Annotated in this window: 15 protein-coding genes and 1 other annotated feature; all 15 genes read left to right on the top strand. The window is 37.5% G+C overall.

Annotated elements, in window-relative coordinates; translation table 11 throughout:
* Nucleotides 1–20 precede the first annotated feature (20 nt).
* The 15 genes from yqfD to dnaG all read left to right on the top strand — a co-directional run bounded on the left by yqfD (nt 21) and on the right by dnaG (nt 15,832).
* Nucleotides 21–1,214, top strand: coding sequence for a sporulation protein YqfD (gene yqfD, locus FAR12_RS05410; RefSeq protein WP_126407125.1), 1,194 nt, complete (start codon nt 21–23; stop codon nt 1,212–1,214).
* On the top strand, nt 1,211–2,179 hold the full coding sequence (locus tag FAR12_RS05405; protein ID WP_126407123.1) for a PhoH family protein: 969 nt from the start codon (nt 1,211–1,213) through the stop codon (nt 2,177–2,179). The genes yqfD and FAR12_RS05405 overlap by 4 nt, the downstream gene beginning before the upstream one ends.
* Before the next feature lie 236 nt (nt 2,180–2,415).
* Nucleotides 2,416–4,590, top strand: coding sequence for an HD family phosphohydrolase (locus FAR12_RS05400; protein WP_126407122.1), 2,175 nt, complete (start codon nt 2,416–2,418; stop codon nt 4,588–4,590).
* Entirely contained in the window at nt 4,587–5,057 is a 471-nt protein-coding gene (gene ybeY, locus FAR12_RS05395) for an rRNA maturation RNase YbeY (protein WP_126407120.1), read from the top strand. Before FAR12_RS05400 ends, ybeY begins: the two co-directional genes overlap by 4 nt.
* Nucleotides 5,035–5,418, top strand: a complete 384-nt coding sequence (locus tag FAR12_RS05390) for a diacylglycerol kinase family protein (protein WP_126407118.1) — start codon at nt 5,035–5,037, stop codon at nt 5,416–5,418. Before ybeY ends, FAR12_RS05390 begins: the two co-directional genes overlap by 23 nt.
* Nucleotides 5,419–5,670: 252 nt before the next feature.
* Nucleotides 5,671–6,069, top strand: coding sequence for a cytidine deaminase (locus FAR12_RS05385; protein WP_126407116.1), 399 nt, complete (start codon nt 5,671–5,673; stop codon nt 6,067–6,069).
* Nucleotides 6,062–6,979, top strand: coding sequence for a GTPase Era (gene era, locus FAR12_RS05380; protein WP_126407114.1), 918 nt, complete (start codon nt 6,062–6,064; stop codon nt 6,977–6,979). The genes FAR12_RS05385 and era overlap by 8 nt, the downstream gene beginning before the upstream one ends.
* 191 nt (nt 6,980–7,170) lie before the next feature.
* On the top strand, nt 7,171–7,311 hold the full coding sequence (locus tag FAR12_RS05375) for a YqzL family protein (RefSeq protein ID WP_126407112.1): 141 nt from the start codon (nt 7,171–7,173) through the stop codon (nt 7,309–7,311).
* A 31-nt stretch (nt 7,312–7,342) separates the two neighbouring features.
* A complete protein-coding gene (recO, locus tag FAR12_RS05370; RefSeq protein WP_126407110.1) occupies nt 7,343–8,101 on the top strand; it encodes a DNA repair protein RecO in 759 nt (252 codons plus the stop codon).
* A 35-nt stretch (nt 8,102–8,136) separates the two neighbouring features.
* Nucleotides 8,137–8,321 (top strand) — a binding site (T-box leader).
* 76 nt (nt 8,322–8,397) lie between these two features.
* Nucleotides 8,398–9,288 (top strand): glycine--tRNA ligase subunit alpha, encoded by an 891-nt coding sequence (gene glyQ, locus FAR12_RS05365; protein ID WP_126407108.1) that lies wholly within the window; start codon nt 8,398–8,400, stop codon nt 9,286–9,288.
* On the top strand, nt 9,281–11,350 hold the full coding sequence (glyS, locus tag FAR12_RS05360; protein WP_126407106.1) for a glycine--tRNA ligase subunit beta: 2,070 nt from the start codon (nt 9,281–9,283) through the stop codon (nt 11,348–11,350). Before glyQ ends, glyS begins: the two co-directional genes overlap by 8 nt.
* A gap of 177 nt (nt 11,351–11,527) precedes the next feature.
* Nucleotides 11,528–12,160, top strand: a complete 633-nt coding sequence (gene ccpN, locus FAR12_RS05355) for a transcriptional regulator CcpN (RefSeq protein WP_170972109.1) — start codon at nt 11,528–11,530, stop codon at nt 12,158–12,160.
* Nucleotides 12,161–12,225: 65 nt separating this feature from the next.
* Nucleotides 12,226–13,044 (top strand): pyruvate, water dikinase regulatory protein, encoded by an 819-nt coding sequence (locus FAR12_RS05350; protein ID WP_126407102.1) that lies wholly within the window; start codon nt 12,226–12,228, stop codon nt 13,042–13,044.
* A 453-nt stretch (nt 13,045–13,497) separates the two neighbouring features.
* On the top strand, nt 13,498–13,935 hold the full coding sequence (locus tag FAR12_RS05345) for a YaiI/YqxD family protein (protein ID WP_126407100.1): 438 nt from the start codon (nt 13,498–13,500) through the stop codon (nt 13,933–13,935).
* 85 nt (nt 13,936–14,020) lie between these two features.
* Nucleotides 14,021–15,832, top strand: coding sequence for a DNA primase (gene dnaG / locus FAR12_RS05340; protein WP_126407098.1), 1,812 nt, complete (start codon nt 14,021–14,023; stop codon nt 15,830–15,832).
* Nucleotides 15,833–15,859 lie beyond the last annotated feature (27 nt).

The raw sequence follows: 15,859 nt of genomic DNA, 5'->3' as shown, positions 1-15,859 counted from the left end.
AGATGTTTAGGAGGGTAGTGATGAGAAACCAATGGATTTATTATTATACAGGAGTCGTCACAGCGAAAGCATCAGGTCAAGGTTTGGAAAGATTTATTAATAATTTGACAAGAAGTGGAATTAAAATTTGGGATTTGAAAAAGCACGGGGAAGAAACATTAACCTTTAAAATATCTTTAGCAGAAATAAAAAGATTGCGGCCAATTGTTCGAAAATCAGGCTGTAAAGTGGAATTTTTACGAAGGACAGGCTTTCCGTTTATACTCAAAAGGATACTGAAGAATAGCGGTTTCTTCGTCGGAGCTCTCATTTTTGCAGCGGTTATTTTTGTACTGTCCAACATGGTTTGGGGCATTGAAATAAACGGAGCGGACCCAGAAACGGAACATAAGATTAGAAAAGAACTTGATAAAATTGGTGTTCAAACCGGGAAACTACAATTTTTTTTAGCGGACCCGGAAGGAATTCAACGAGCCATTACAGACAATTTAGAGGAAATCACATGGGTTGGAGTGGAATTACAAGGGACAACCTATCATCTTCAGGTTGTTGAAAAAACGATTCCAGAACAACCTGAGAAGCTTGGTCCGCAAAATTTAATTGCCACCAAGAAAGCAGTCATTGTTGATATGTTTGTTGAGGAAGGTCAGCCTGTCGTTGACATAAATGACTATGTAAAACCAGGGCAATTACTTGTCTCCGGAAGTATTGGAAAAGAAGGGAAAACGAAGTCTGTTTCTGCTAAAGGAGAAGTTTTTGGGGAAACATGGTACAAGTCTGAAGTATCGATTTCATTAAAAACAAACTTTAAAGTCTTTACTGGAAATGAAAAGAGAAAGCATTATCTTAAATTGGGCTCATTTTCACTGCCTATTTGGGGCTTTGGAAAGACTGAGTTTAAAACGTACGAAACGGAAAAAGAGGAAAAAACTTTTCGCTTTCTTAAATGGGAATTACCTATCTCTTATATTGAAGAAACGCATAGAGAGAGTGAAAAGGTTATGAGAACGTATTCTGAGAATGAAGCGATAGAGGTTGCGAAAGAAATGGCACGACAAGATATAAAAAATGATATTCCGGAAGATGCTACTATTAAAGGGGAAAAAGTTTTGCGCCAAACAACCCAGAATGGTAAAGTATATTTATTAATACATTTCCAAGTCATCGAGAATATTGCAAAATCATACCCAATCATTCAAGGAGTGTCGGAATGACAGAAGAATTGACGACGATTAAAATGCAATTAGAAAATCCAAATGAAGCAATATCCTTATTAGGGAATGCTGATGCCAATCTTAAAATCATTGAAGATGAATTAAAGGTTTCTGTCGTTACAAGAGGGGAAACGATTTACCTTTCCGGTAACGAAGAAGACGTTGAATTGGTCAGTAGAATCATTGAAAAACTCCTATATGTTATTCGAAAAGGAATTAATATTTCAGGTCGAGACGTGATGTATGCTGTTCAAATGGCAAGAAAAGGAACGCTCGACTATTTTAAGGATATGTATGAGGAAGAAATAACAAAGAATGCAAAAGGCCAGTCGATTCGTGTAAAAACCCTAGGCCAACGACAATATATCCAAGCAATGAAAAAGAATGACTTGGTATTTGGAATTGGACCTGCTGGGACTGGAAAAACGTATTTGGCTGTTGTAATGGCTATCACAGCTCTGAAAAATGGACAGGTGAAGCGAATTATTCTAACTCGCCCTGCCGTTGAAGCTGGGGAAAGCCTAGGATTTTTACCAGGAGATTTAAAGGAAAAGGTTGATCCGTATTTAAGACCTCTTTATGATGCGCTCCATGATATATTAGGAGTTGAGCATACTGGCAGGCTAATCGATAGAGGAACGATTGAAATTGCACCTCTTGCTTATATGCGCGGTCGTACGCTTGATGATGCTTATGTTATCTTGGATGAGGCTCAAAACACAACAAAAGCACAAATGAAAATGTTCCTGACTCGTCTGGGGTTTGGCTCAAAGATGATTATTACAGGAGATAAAACGCAGATTGATCTTCCAAAAGGGGTACAGTCTGGTTTAATAGAAGCAGAGAAGAGACTTCAAGGGGTTAATGACATTGGTGTCATTTATTTAGAGCAAAGTGACGTTGTGCGTCATCCGCTAGTCGCCAAAATTATTCAAGCCTACGAAACTGAATCAAATGAAAATTAAGCCGTTTGGACGCACCAAACGGCTTTTTTGTACATATTCTGTCTATAATGGAGATGTGACGGTAATTATTTAATTACAGATTCCTTTTTTTAGGTGAAAGTTACTTGGAAAACTGTTATCATTTTCATAAGTCATTATAGATTCTGTATATTATAAATAGCATGTGCCCATTTATGGAGAAAAATATCGCATTAAGGCTTATCTGGCTCACAATTGCCAAGATAGGAGGAAATGAAATGGAAAAGCTTCAGCGACAATTAGCCAAAATTCGTAACCTATTAGACGTCACTTTTTTCAGAGTGCTGTTATTTTTGATCATAGGTTTTATTCTTTATGTGGCCATGTTTAGCAATGTGAAACCTGAAAAGCTTAATTTAAATCTTTTTTCAGTTGCTACAGAAGCGATTCGCTCCCCTGTAACAGTTTCTGATCAAGAGAGTACGGAAAAGAAGAGAGAAGCTGCGGAATCACAGGTAAAAGATGTTTATGTTCTAAAAAAAGAAATTAATGAAAATCGGGTTGATCTCGTTACCTCTATTTTTGATTCAGCTGCTGAAGTCGTTAAAGAGGCAGAAGCAGAAGTTATTTCCGAAGATTCTGGGGTTGAAAATGAGGACGCCCCTGTTATTGAACCTCCTACAGTCGAAGAAAAAGTAACAATGCTCAAAGAGAGACTAACTGAGGATGTAGCAAAGGATGTTTCAGATACGACGTTTACTTCACTTGTCTCATCTTCTGCATCACAGCTTTCCATTGCCAAGGATTTAACTGTTACGGCCATTAATAATGTGATGAGCAATCGTATCCCGGCTGATGAAGTAGAAAACGGTAAGAAGCGTGTGGAAGAGGAATTAAAGTTCACAAACCTTGAAAACGGTTTAAGAAATGCTGTCATCGAGCTAGGTCGATATGCGATCATGCAAAATGAGTTCTTTGATGTAAATGCTACTCAAGAGCTTAGACAGCAAGCAAGAGAAGGAGTCGAGCCTGCTAAAATTTTGCAGGGGCAAATTATTGTTGAAGAGAATCAATTGATCAATCCCGAGATATACCGTCAATTGGAGCTTGTAGGATTGCTGGATAGTGAAAATTCTCTTTTACCTTTTCTTGGCCTTTTCTTAGTAATTGGTTTGATGATACTTGCAGTATATTATTATTTTAATGATTTAAATGTGAGAAGAGAAACGAAGCAAAATTATTTGCTCCTTTTCAGTATTATTTTTATATTATCAATAGGGATCCTCAAAGGGATTAGCTATATCAATATTGGCTATTCAGAAATTGGCTATGTATACCCAGTCGCAATGGGAGCTATGCTTTTAAAAATCATGATTGACGAACGCATTGCTTTCATTTGGACAGTGATTGTAGCGCTTTGCGCAAGCATCATTTTTAACGAAGGGATCACCAGTTCTTTAAACATGAATGTTGGTATTTACATATTGTGCAGTGGAATTGCGGGGATTCTGTTCTTAAATAAAAAGAATCAGCGGAGTAAAATACTGCAGGCTGGGCTGTTTATCTCCTTAATTAACTTAGTTGTTATATTTGCGTTAGGTTTTATGCAAAATGCACATTATAATGCCCTAGATTACACATTTTATATTTCAGCAGCTCTTATCTCAGGAATTATCTCTGCTGTATTAACGATCGGCTTCTTACCATTTTTTGAAGCTGGATTTGGAATTTTATCAACGATGAGGCTAATTGAATTGTCGAATCCAAATCATCCATTGTTAAGAAAAATATTAACCGAAGCATCAGGGACGTACCATCATAGTGTCATGGTCGCAAACCTTTCTGAATCAGCGTGTGAAGCGATTGGAGCCAATGGGTTACTTGCGAGAGTAGGCTGTTATTATCATGATATTGGGAAAACAAACCGTCCGCAGTTTTTTATCGAGAATCAAATGAATATTGAGAATCCTCATGACCGCCTGCCGCCGCAAACGAGTAAGAATATTATTATTGCTCACGCAACAGATGGGGCAGAGATTTTACGTAAGCATAAAATGCCGAAGGAAATTGTGGATATTGCTGAACAACATCACGGTACCACATTATTAAAATTCTTTTATCATAAGGCGAAGGAAAGCGGGTTAGATGTTGAAGAAAAGGATTACCGTTATCCAGGTCCTAAGGCGCAAACGAAGGAAACGGCAATCATAGGGATTGCTGACAGTGTTGAAGCAGCTGTCCGGTCGATGACCAGCCCAACGCCAGAGCAAATTGAAGGATTGGTTCGTAACATTATTGCTGACAGGCTTCAGGATGGGCAATTGAACGAATGTGATTTGACTCTGAAGGAATTGGAAATTGTCGCAAATACATTTTGTGAAACATTAAAGGGAATTTTTCATTCTCGAATCGAATATCCAGAAATGACAAAGCAGAAGGTGAAACAAGCATGAGTTTAAGTATTGATTTTTTAGATGAAACAAATGAATTATCAGAGGAAATGCTCAGTACATTGGAGGAATTACTTAATTTTGCAGCTCGTAAAGAGGAAGTCGAAGCAGGTAGTGAGCTATCTGTAACCTTTGTGAGTAACGACAGAATCCAAGAAATAAACCGTGAGTACCGCGACAAAGATTATGCAACTGACGTAATTTCTTTCGCCCTAGAGGAAATGGGTGAAGGGGAAATCGAAGTAAGCGGTGGGGATATGCCAAGAGTACTTGGCGATATCATTATCTCGATTAAAAAAGCTGAGGAACAGGCTGCGGAGTATGGACATAGCTTTGAACGTGAAATGGGATTTTTAGCGGTCCATGGGCTTCTTCATTTATTAGGTTATGACCATGAAAATGAGGAAGATGAAAAAATTATGTTCGGTCGGCAAAAGGATATTTTAGATGAATACGGATTACAACGATAAAAATAGGTTTAAGTCCAGAAACGTCATTCGTTCATTTCAAAATGCTATACAGGGGATTACCCATACACTCATAAAAGAACGAAATATGCGCATTCACGTGAGTGTTTCGGTGATTGTATTGATTGCTAGTTTTGTCTTGAAATTATCCACAATTGAATGGCTCTTTATCCTATTTGCCATTGGTGGCGTGATTGCATTAGAGCTTGTGAATACAGCAATTGAAAGAATTGTTGACCTTGTTACAAAGGATTATCATCCTTTGGCAAAACAAGCAAAGGATATTGCAGCAGGAGCCACATTTGTCTATGCGATTCTATCGGTGATTGTCGGAATCATTATATTCCTGCCGAAAATTATATAACCAACCTAGAACTGTCTTTTTGGCAGTTCTTTTTGCGTTTGATTCAACCATTGCTGATAAAAGAACTCCGTAAAAGTTTGTATCTGCTTATAGAAAGGGTTAAAATAACATAACCATATGTTTTGAATTATGGATAAGTTTTTAGAAAATTCTAATTCTTTTATTACATTTTTGCAACAAATAATGAAAATGAAGTGAAAATGCGGTAAAATATAGGAACAGTAGTCTTTTGAAACGAAAGGAAGTATTTTTGTGAAGCTTGAGGATTTAATTGCAGAATCAAAAGTTGCAAGAGAAAAAGCATACGTACCATATTCCAAATTTAAAGTTGGTGCAGCCCTTCTAACGTCAGACGGAAAAGTATACCATGGCTGTAATATAGAGAATGCGGCATATAGCATGACGAATTGTGCTGAAAGAACTGCGCTATTTAAGGCAATTTCGGAAGGGGATAAGAACTTTACGACCCTAGCAGTGGTTGCAGATACGGACAGACCAGTACCTCCATGTGGAGCATGTCGTCAGGTCATTACCGAATTGTGCCCAAAAGACATGAAAATTGTTTTAACGAACCTAAAAGGGGATATTAAAGAACTAACATTAGAAGAATTATTGCCAGGGGCATTTTCACCGGAGGACTTACATGAATAACAAAAAACAACAAGAACACAAATCAGGCTTTATCTCTATTATCGGACGCCCTAACGTTGGGAAATCAACCTTTTTGAACCGAGTTATTGGACAAAAAATTGCGATTATGAGTGATAAGCCACAAACAACTCGTAATAAGGTGCAAGGAGTCTTAACAACAGACGACTCACAATTGATTTTTATCGACACTCCTGGAATTCATAAGCCTAAGCATAAGCTTGGTGACTTTATGATGAAGGTTGCCCAAAACACTTTAAAAGAAGTAGATATTGTCCTATTTATGGTGAACGCAGAGGAAGGATACGGTCGTGGTGAGGAATTCATCATCGAGAAATTCAGCAACGTAAAAACACCGATTTTCCTTGTGATTAATAAAATTGATCAAATTCATCCAGACGATCTATTTAAAATTATTGAATCGTATAAAGAGAAGTATCAATTCGCAGAAATCCTTCCGATTTCAGCGCTAGAAGGAAACAATGTAGAAACGCTTCTTGAGCAAGTTAAAAAATACTTACCTGAAGGTCCACAATATTATCCAGCTGACCAGGTCACGGATCATCCAGAACACTTTATTGTATCTGAGTTAATTCGAGAAAAGGCTCTCCATTTAACAAGAGAGGAAATTCCTCATTCACTTGCAGTTGTTATTGATCGAATGATAAAGATGGACGATAAGGATGTCATCCATGTTATGGCTACTGTCATCGTCGAAAGAGATTCACAAAAAGGGATTATTATCGGTAAGCAAGGAAGTATGCTGAAAGAAATCGGAAAAAGAGCGCGAATCGATATTGAAAATCTTTTAGGCTCGAAAGTATTTTTAGAACTTTGGGTTAAGGTGCAAAAGGATTGGCGTAATAAAATGACACAGTTACGCGATTTTGGATTCCGAGAAGATGAGTATTAATCGGATCTATTGTCCTTTTCTATGGTATTAAGCAAGCTCTAGGATTATGCATGTTTTTGTAATTCGAAATGTATGTGTAAAAAGTGATTAACAAAATTTACGTCACATGAAATTATTATGGCAGGGCTAAGATATAGTTAAGGATTTGGGATAGTAATTGCTAGTCGAAAAATTGAAAGGTGGGGTTTTTGATGTTAGATTTTACCTGGAAAGTATTTTCGGAGACAGGTAATATTGACACGTATCTTCTCTACAAGGAATTGGAGAAAGAGAATCAAGAAATACCCGAAAATCAGACGCACGAGCTAGCAGAGAAGTTTCCATACCTCTAGTGTTTGTCCTGTAATAGGATGGTGTTGACCGATGCTTCAAAAATGTGAAGGCATCGTCATTCGTACAAGTCACTATGGTGAAGCAAATAAGGTTGTTACTTTATATACCCGAGAATGGGGAAAGGTTGGTGTGATGGCAGGCGGGGCTAAGAAGCCGAATAGTCGCCTGGCGGCTGTCACCCAACCTTTTACATATGGTTATTTTTTAGTTAAAAAGGGTTCCGGATTAGGAAACCTCCAGCAAGGTGATATTATTTCATCTATGAGAAGCATTAAAGAAGACATCTTTCTCACAGCCTTTGCAAGCTATATCATTGATTTGACGGATAAATGTACTGATGAGAGAAAGCCCAATCCTTTTTTGTTCGAACTCCTTTATCAAACGTTAAATTATATGAACGAAGGCTATGATCCAGAAATTTTGTCCAATATATATGAGATGAAGATGTTGAACTCCCTTGGTTTATATCCTGTACTGAATCAGTGCTCTGTTTGTGGAAATACGGAGGGGGAGTTCTCTTTTTCTATTCGGGAAGGTGGCTTTATTTGTCATCGTTGTCTTGATAAGGATCCTTACCACTTTAAAATTTCACAAGCAACGGTAAAGCTGCTTCGGCTATTTTATTATTTGGATATCTCAAGATTAGGCAATATTTCCGTTAAAGATGAAACAAAAAAAGAGTTAAAAACGATTATTTCTGCTTATTATGATGAGTATTCTGGTTTGAATTTAAAAACGAAGAAATTTCTGAAACAAATGGAAAATTTAAAAGGTTTAGGTCAAGATTGACAATGAGATTATTTTTAGATATGATAATTTTTAATTAAAACGCAAAGATGGAAAAGAGTACTTAACATCCCTCTATGAAAGCGATCCTAGGATAGTGTGAGCTAGGAGATAGAGCGTTAAGGAAGGCGTTCCGGAGCGTTGAGTGCCTTTTGGCTTTTAAAGTGGCTGCATGTTTGTGCAGCAAATAGGGTGGAACCGCGGGTAAACTCTCGTCCCTATGCTACTACAGCATATGGGAGCGGGAGTTTTTTTTGTTTCTATATGCTAGAAAATCAAAAGGAAGGGAAGTTAAAAAAATGAACATTCAAAACATGATTTTAACATTGCAGAAGCATTGGTCTGAACAAGGCTGTATTCTTATGCAAGCTTACGATGTTGAAAAAGGAGCAGGGACAATGAGTCCCTATACATTCCTGCGAGCGATTGGTCCGGAACCTTGGAATGTGGCCTATGTAGAGCCGTCTCGTCGTCCAGCAGACGGTCGCTATGGGGAGAACCCAAACCGTCTTTATCAGCACCATCAGTTCCAGGTTATTATGAAACCTTCACCAGATAACATCCAGGAGCTATACTTAGACTCTTTACGAGCATTAGGAATTAACCCTTTGGAGCATGATATTCGTTTTGTTGAGGACAACTGGGAGAATCCATCTCTTGGCTGTGCTGGTTTAGGCTGGGAAGTATGGTTAGACGGGATGGAAATTACACAGTTCACGTACTTCCAACAGGTTGGTGGTTTAGAGTGTAAGCCTGTCTCTGTTGAAATCACTTACGGTATTGAACGATTAGCTTCATACATTCAAGATAAAGAGAATGTATTTGACTTAGAATGGACTAAAGGATTCACAGTTCGAGATATTTTCATGCAGCCAGAATATGAGCATTCAAAATATACGTTTGAAACTTCAGATACAGAGATGCTGTTCAATCTATTTAATACGTATGAAAAAGAAGCTCACCGCCAAATGGATGAGGGTCTTGTACACCCTGCCTACGATTATGTGCTGAAATGTTCTCATACCTTTAATTTGTTAGATGCAAAGGGAGCTATTTCAGTTACAGAACGTACGGGATATATTGGACGTTGCCGTAATTTAGCGAGAAAAATTGCGAAGACATTTTATGAAGAGCGGGAAAAACTTGGTTTCCCTATTTTAAAGGCAAAGGAGGAGAATCGTCATGAGTAAGGATTTACTAATTGAAATTGGTTTAGAAGAAATGCCAGCGAGATTTGTGACGAGCTCGATTGAGCAATTGACAGATAAACTAAAAAATTGGTTTGCTGAAAAGCAAATTGAAATTGGTGACGTCAAATCTTACTCCACTCCTCGTCGCCTAGCAGTTCTAATCAATGACGTCTCAGAAGCTCAAGAGGATATTCAAGAGGAAGCAAAGGGACCTGCTAAGAAGATTGCTTTAGATGAAAATGGCAATTGGTCAAAAGCTGCAATTGGATTTACTCGAGGACAAGGAATGAGTGTCGATGACATTTATTTTAAAGAGATAAATGGTGTGGAATACGCTCATGTAGAGAAATTCACTAAAGGTCAAGAAACAAAGTCACTTTTACCTGAACTGAAGCAAATTATTACAGGGTTAACCTTCCCGAAAAATATGCGTTGGGCGAATGAGGAAATCAAATACATTAGACCGATTAAATGGCTAGTGGCTATGTTCGGAACTGAAGTGATCCCGTTTGAGATTACAGATGTAGCAACAGGTACATGGACGAGAGGTCACCGTTTCTTAGGGGATAAGGTTGAAATTTCTTCTCCAGAAGAATATGTAGTGTCACTGCTCGGTCAATACGTTATTGTTAATAGTCAAGAACGAAAAGATGCGATTGTTTCTCAATTGAAAAAAATTGAGGAAGAAAATGATTGGATCATCCCGATTGATGAAGAGTTATTAGAGGAAGTTAATAACCTAGTAGAATATCCGACAGCTCTTTTTGGCCGATTTGAAGAAGAGTTTCTTGAATTACCAGAGGAAGTGCTCATTACATCAATGAAGGAGCACCAACGTTACTTCCCAGTAAAATCGAAGGACGGAAAGCTACTTCCATTTTTCGTAACCGTTCGAAATGGGGATCATCAGCATTTAGAAACGGTCGCTAGAGGAAATGAGAAAGTACTAAGAGCGAGACTTGCAGATGCGGCCTTCTTCTATAAAGAAGATCAAAAAATGGAAATCGCGAAGGCTCTTGAGAAATTCAAGACGATTGTTTATCACGAAGAAATTGGAACCCTTGCTGAAAAGGTGGAAAGAGTAAAAGCTTTAACAAATAAGTTAACGGCTGAGCTGAATTTCACTGAAGCAGACCAAAAAGTTGCAGCTAGAGCAGCGGAAATCAGCAAGTTCGACCTTGTCACGAATATGGTTTATGAGTTCCCTGAGCTACAAGGATTTATGGGTGAAAAATATGCCATCCAAAAAGGTGAAGATGTACTAGTTGCAAAAGCGATTAACGAGCATTATATGCCAAGAAATGCAGAGGATTCTCCAGCAGAAACGAATGCTGGTGCGGCCCTTGCGATTGTGGAGAAATTGGACACAATCGCATCAACGATTGCTATCGGTGTCATTCCAAGTGGTTCACAAGACCCTTACGCACTACGTAGACAGGCAACAGGGATTGTACAGACTCTCATTCATAAAAATTGGGATATTGAATTAGAAAAACTTATAAGCTTAAGCATCGAAATGATTGAAGCGGCTAATTTTGCAAAGCTTAGCCGTGAAGAGCTTGAAAAAGAGCTATTAAGCTTCTTTAAGCTCAGAATCAAGCATTTACTTCAAGAACGTGGCGTTCGTTATGACTTAATTGACGCATTGTTAGCTGGAAAAATTGGCGTGATCGCATCGTTAGTTCGTAAAGCAGAAATCCTGAATGTGAAAAAGGATGAAGAAGGCTTTAAGGAAAGTATGGAAGCATTAAGCAGGGTCATCAATATTTCTAGTAAAGCAAATGCTCCAGGAGCAGTTGCGCCGGAAGTTTTTGAAAATGATTATGAGCGAAATCTTTATAATCAGCTTCTAGAAGTAGAAAAAACGTTAGAGGGCAATGTATCTGAACAAGAAACTTATGAACTACTTGTTTCTCTAAAGGGTAGAATTAATGACTATTTTGACCACACGATGGTTATGGTAGATGATGAAAAGCTAAAGAATAATCGTTTAAACCTGATGGTTAAGCTTGCGCAAATCATCAAGAACTTTGCAAATGTAACAGAAATCATCGTAAAATAAGAGTTTCAAAAAAGGGGCCGGTTCATAAAGAACTTGGCTCCTTCTAACTTTAAAATAGAAATATTTTGAAAAGTGTTGCGTAATCATCAACAAATATTCTTTTCATTTCCATTATGTAGTATATAATAATGAATATAAAGTATAACATTATTCGTGTTTGAACTAGCATGTTAGGTGGTGAGTACAATAGAACTGAATAAACGACAAGAGCAAATCCTTGAGATTGTGAAGGAGAACGGTCCAATCACAGGAGAACAAATTGCTGAAAGATTAAATTTGACACGTGCTACATTACGTCCTGATTTAGCTATTTTAACGATGTCCGGATTCTTAGATGCAAGACCAAGAGTCGGCTATTTTTATACAGGTAAATCAAGTGTGCAGCTCCTTACAGAAAACCTGAAAAAGCTTTATGTAAAGGATTATCAGTCTATTCCAGTAGTAATAAGTGAAAATGTTTCCGTCTATGATGCAATTGTAACTATGTTTCTAGAGGATGTGGGGACACTATTTGTAGTGGATCAACAAAATCTATTAGTTGGTGTACTGTCAAGAAAAGACCTTCTCCGAGCAAGCATTGGAAAGCAGGAATTAACAACACTTCCAGTAAATATAATTATGACACGGATGCCTAACATCACGATGTGTGTAAAAGAAGATTTACTAATTGATGTAGCTCAGAAACTTATAGATAAGCAAATTGATGCATTACCAGTCGTAAAAGAAACTGATAAAGGCTATGAAGTAATCGGACGTGTAACAAAGACTAATTTAACAAAAGCGATGGTTGCTTTGGCTAGTAATGAATAGGAATTGTGACATCACATAATAAATAGACCGGTTTAAAAATGTGACAGAGGGGATGATTTTTAGAAATGGGAAGTATGCCGATCATCTATGTTGTATCTGACTCTGTTGGGGAAACAGCAGAACTTGTAACGAAAGCTGCTGTGAGCCAATTTAATGGTAGTAATGCAACGATAAAACGATTTCCATATGTGGAAGACCTAGAGGATATTGATGAAGTGATTTCCCTTGTTAAAATGGACAAGGGTATGATTGCCTATACATTGGTAAAACCAGAAATTCGTGAATATATGAAGCAAGCAAGTGTAAAAGAAGGAATCTATGCTTGTGACATTATTGGGCCCCTAATCGATGATATCCAACAGGCAAGTGGATTGAAACCATTGTTTGAACCAGGGTTAGTACGTAAGCTTGATGAAGATTATTTTAAAAAGGTCGAAGCAATAGAATTTGCGGTTAAATACGATGATGGGAGAGATCCAAGAGGGATTCTAAAGGCTGATATTGTTTTGGTTGGAGTTTCTCGAACGTCTAAGACCCCTCTTTCTCAATATTTAGCGCACAAACGACTAAAGGTAGCAAACGTTCCTCTCGTACCTGAAGTTGACCCTCCTGAAGAGCTATTCCAAACCTCACCGGAAAAGTGCTTCGGACTTAAGATCAGTTCGGAAAAACTTAATAGTATTAGACGAGAGCGTCTACTATCTCTTGGCTTAAACGATCAAGCAAGCTATGCGAATGTGTCGCGCATCAAGGAAGAGCTGGAGTATTTCGAAAAGATTGTTACTAGAATCGGTTGCCAAACAATTGATGTGACGAACAAAGCAGTAGAAGAAACAGCCAACATCATTCTAAACCAGTATTATAAAAGTAAAATAACTAAATGATTGATGGAGAAACTAGTACGGAAATATGGCTAGTTTCTTTTTTTTGTGAATTTAGATTTCTGATTTGGTACTTTCTGCATAAAGATATTTTTAGGTGAAACTTTAAGAACTATGTCTTTGTGACCAAATCATGAGGACGTCAAGAGAGAAAGAACAACCCGTAAAAAAGCTCATATAATAGCCAAAATCAACAAAACTTTATTTTTTTCTAAATTAGAGAGAAAAAATAATGGAAAACTGCAATTGTTTATACTATAATAAAAAATTGTGATAAAAATGTTTATAATAGGTTTAGACTGACTACTGAACGAATAAACTAATTATGGATAGAAGTCAAGACTAGAGCCGAAAGAAAATTCGACAAATAGTGATTCCGAAAGTTATTCCTTTTTTAAGCAGGAATATATGGAGTGATGTAGAATTTATAGTACAATAGAGAAACTGAAGGTAATTGTGGACGCAGATTCATGTCCTGTAAAAGAGGAGATTGTCGAAATTTCTAGAGGGTTCGGTGTAAGTCTTATCTTTGTTGCTTCCTATAATCATGTGCGTAATGATTCATTAGGTGGCTCGTGGCATTATGTGGATTCAGATAAAGAGGCTGCAGACTTGTTTATTATGAATCATGCCAATGCCGGAGATATTGCCGTTACCCAAGATATCGGTTTAGCCTCAACTCTTCTTTCAAAAAAGGTAACTGTTCTAGATCCACGGGGAAATCTTTATGAAGAAAAGGACATTGAGTCCGCATTACATATGAGATATTTATCAGCAAAAGCTCGAAGGAGCGGAAAATATGGAAAAGGCCCAAAACCTTTTACCCGTGAAGATCGAATCCGATTTGAGAAAAATTTTATAAAAATATTGTCGAAAATTAAAGGTGATTTTTAATTTTTGCCGAATATCTGATAAATGAGTCCAGGTTTCCTGAGAACTACCTTTTTGAAAATATGACTGAAATATGGAGTTGTTCTCAATGCATGCGCGAATTGCTGAAGAAAAAATAAATGAAATTCGCCAAGCAGTTGATATAGTCGATTTAGTAAGCGACTATGTGCAACTAAAAAAACAAGGGCGTAACTATTTTGGATTATGTCCATTTCATGGCGAAAATTCGCCGTCGTTCTCCGTTTCCCCTGACAAACAAATTTTTCATTGTTTTGGTTGTGGAGCTGGAGGAAATGTTTTTTCGTTTTTAATGGATCTCGAAAGCCTCTCCTTTCAGGAAGCTGCAGTAAAGCTAGCAGAAAAGGCGAATATTGAACTTGAAATATCTCCTTCATCGGTTTCGAAAGAATCTTCTGTACCCCCTGAAATTAGACAAATGATGGAAGCTCATGAGTTAATACGTAAATTCTACCATCATTTACTTGTAAACACAAAAGATGGTCAGCACGCGTTAGAGTACCTATTGGGAAGAGGATTCACACTAGAATCGATTGAGAAATTTCAAATTGGATATGCCTTAAATTCATGGGACTTTGTTTATAAATTTTTGACAAAGCGGAATTTCGAACCTGAAATCTTGGAAAAATCGGGACTCATTATAAAGCGGGAAAGAGATGGAACTTATTTTGATCGATTTAGAGATCGAATAATGTTTCCAATATTTGACCAAAAGGGAAATACGATTGCTTTTTCTGGGAGATCACTCGGGGCAGATGAGCCCAAATATTTAAATAGTCCCGAAACGGCAATCTTTAATAAAAGTAAAATTTTATATAATTTTCATTTAGCTAGACCAAGTATTCGAAAGCTGCAACAAGTTATACTTTTTGAAGGTTTTGCAGATTGTATTGCTGCTGACCGTGCAGGAGTAGAGAATGGTGTTGCCACGATGGGAACCTCTTTAACTGCTGAACATGTCTCTTTAATTCGCAGGAATACAGATGCAGTTACCATTTGTTATGACTCAGACAATGCTGGAATCGAGGCTGCCTATCGCGCGTCTAGCCTCTTAATAGAAGCTGGTGCGCAAGTAAGAGTAGCGATGATGCCAGATGGATTAGACCCTGATGATTATATTAAGAAATACGGGGAAGCTAAGTTTACAAAAGAAATCATTGGTTCAAGCATGACATTGATGTCATTCAAACTTCTTTACTTTAGAAGAGGAAAAGATCTTCAAAACGAAGGAGATCGGCTCCAATATATCGAAAAAGTATTAAAGGAAATTAGTCAGCTCGATAAAGCAGTTGAAAGAGATCATTATTTAAGGCAAATTGCGAATGAATTCTCACTTTCATTGGAAGCCTTACAGGAAGAGCAGAAGCAGATATATTTTTCAAATAAGAAAAATAGCCGAGGGCAAGCCATAAGTGAACAGAAAAAATTGGTTATTGCTCCAAGGCAGCCAGAGCTACCTAAGAAAGCTTTCCACAATGCTGAGAGAAGATTAATTTACCACATGATGAGAGATCCAAATATTGCTCACAAAGTGCAAGATATGCTAGCAGGTCATTCCTTTAATATTGATGAACACCAGGCGATTATTACCTATTTATATGGATATTTTGAAGATGGAATGGAGCCCAATCCAAGTCACTTTATGAATTATTTGACAGATGATAAGCTCAAGCGAATCATTGCCAACATTGAGATGATGTCCATAAATGAAGAAATAGGCGACCAGGAATTATCCGATTATATTAATCAGGTGTTGAAACATCAAAAAATGTTAAAAATAAAGGAAAAAGAAAAAGAGCAACAAGAAGCCGAGCGACATGGTGATTTTGCCAGTGCTGCGAGGATTGCGATGGAAATTATTCAGCTTCGTAAAACTTTATGATGCGGGATTTAGTTTTAATAAATTGGT

This window comes from Bacillus yapensis, from assembly GCF_005280205.1.
GTDB classification, from domain to species: Bacteria; Bacillota; Bacilli; order Bacillales; family Cytobacillaceae; genus Robertmurraya; species Robertmurraya yapensis.
The sequence above is the reverse complement of the archived record's forward strand: the minus strand, read 5'-3'. Positions and strand labels throughout refer to the sequence as shown.

Excerpts from the sequence above, each read along its gene's own strand:
- yqfD (WP_126407125.1), top strand. The coding sequence starts at position 21 with ATGAGAAACCAATGGATTTATTATTATACAGGAGTCGTCACAGCGAAA.
- ybeY (WP_126407120.1), top strand. The coding sequence starts at position 4,587 with ATGAGTTTAAGTATTGATTTTTTAGATGAAACAAATGAATTATCAGAG.
- recO (WP_126407110.1), top strand. The coding sequence starts at position 7,343 with ATGCTTCAAAAATGTGAAGGCATCGTCATTCGTACAAGTCACTATGGT.
- dnaG (WP_126407098.1), top strand. The coding sequence starts at position 14,021 with ATGCATGCGCGAATTGCTGAAGAAAAAATAAATGAAATTCGCCAAGCA.
- FAR12_RS05350 (WP_126407102.1), top strand. The coding sequence starts at position 12,226 with ATGGGAAGTATGCCGATCATCTATGTTGTATCTGACTCTGTTGGGGAA.
- FAR12_RS05375 (WP_126407112.1), top strand. The coding sequence starts at position 7,171 with ATGTTAGATTTTACCTGGAAAGTATTTTCGGAGACAGGTAATATTGAC.
- FAR12_RS05390 (WP_126407118.1), top strand. The coding sequence starts at position 5,035 with ATGAATACGGATTACAACGATAAAAATAGGTTTAAGTCCAGAAACGTC.
- FAR12_RS05405 (WP_126407123.1), top strand. The coding sequence starts at position 1,211 with ATGACAGAAGAATTGACGACGATTAAAATGCAATTAGAAAATCCAAAT.
- glyQ (WP_126407108.1), top strand. The coding sequence starts at position 8,398 with ATGAACATTCAAAACATGATTTTAACATTGCAGAAGCATTGGTCTGAA.
- glyS (WP_126407106.1), top strand. The coding sequence starts at position 9,281 with ATGAGTAAGGATTTACTAATTGAAATTGGTTTAGAAGAAATGCCAGCG.
- FAR12_RS05400 (WP_126407122.1), top strand. The coding sequence starts at position 2,416 with ATGGAAAAGCTTCAGCGACAATTAGCCAAAATTCGTAACCTATTAGAC.
- era (WP_126407114.1), top strand. The coding sequence starts at position 6,062 with ATGAATAACAAAAAACAACAAGAACACAAATCAGGCTTTATCTCTATT.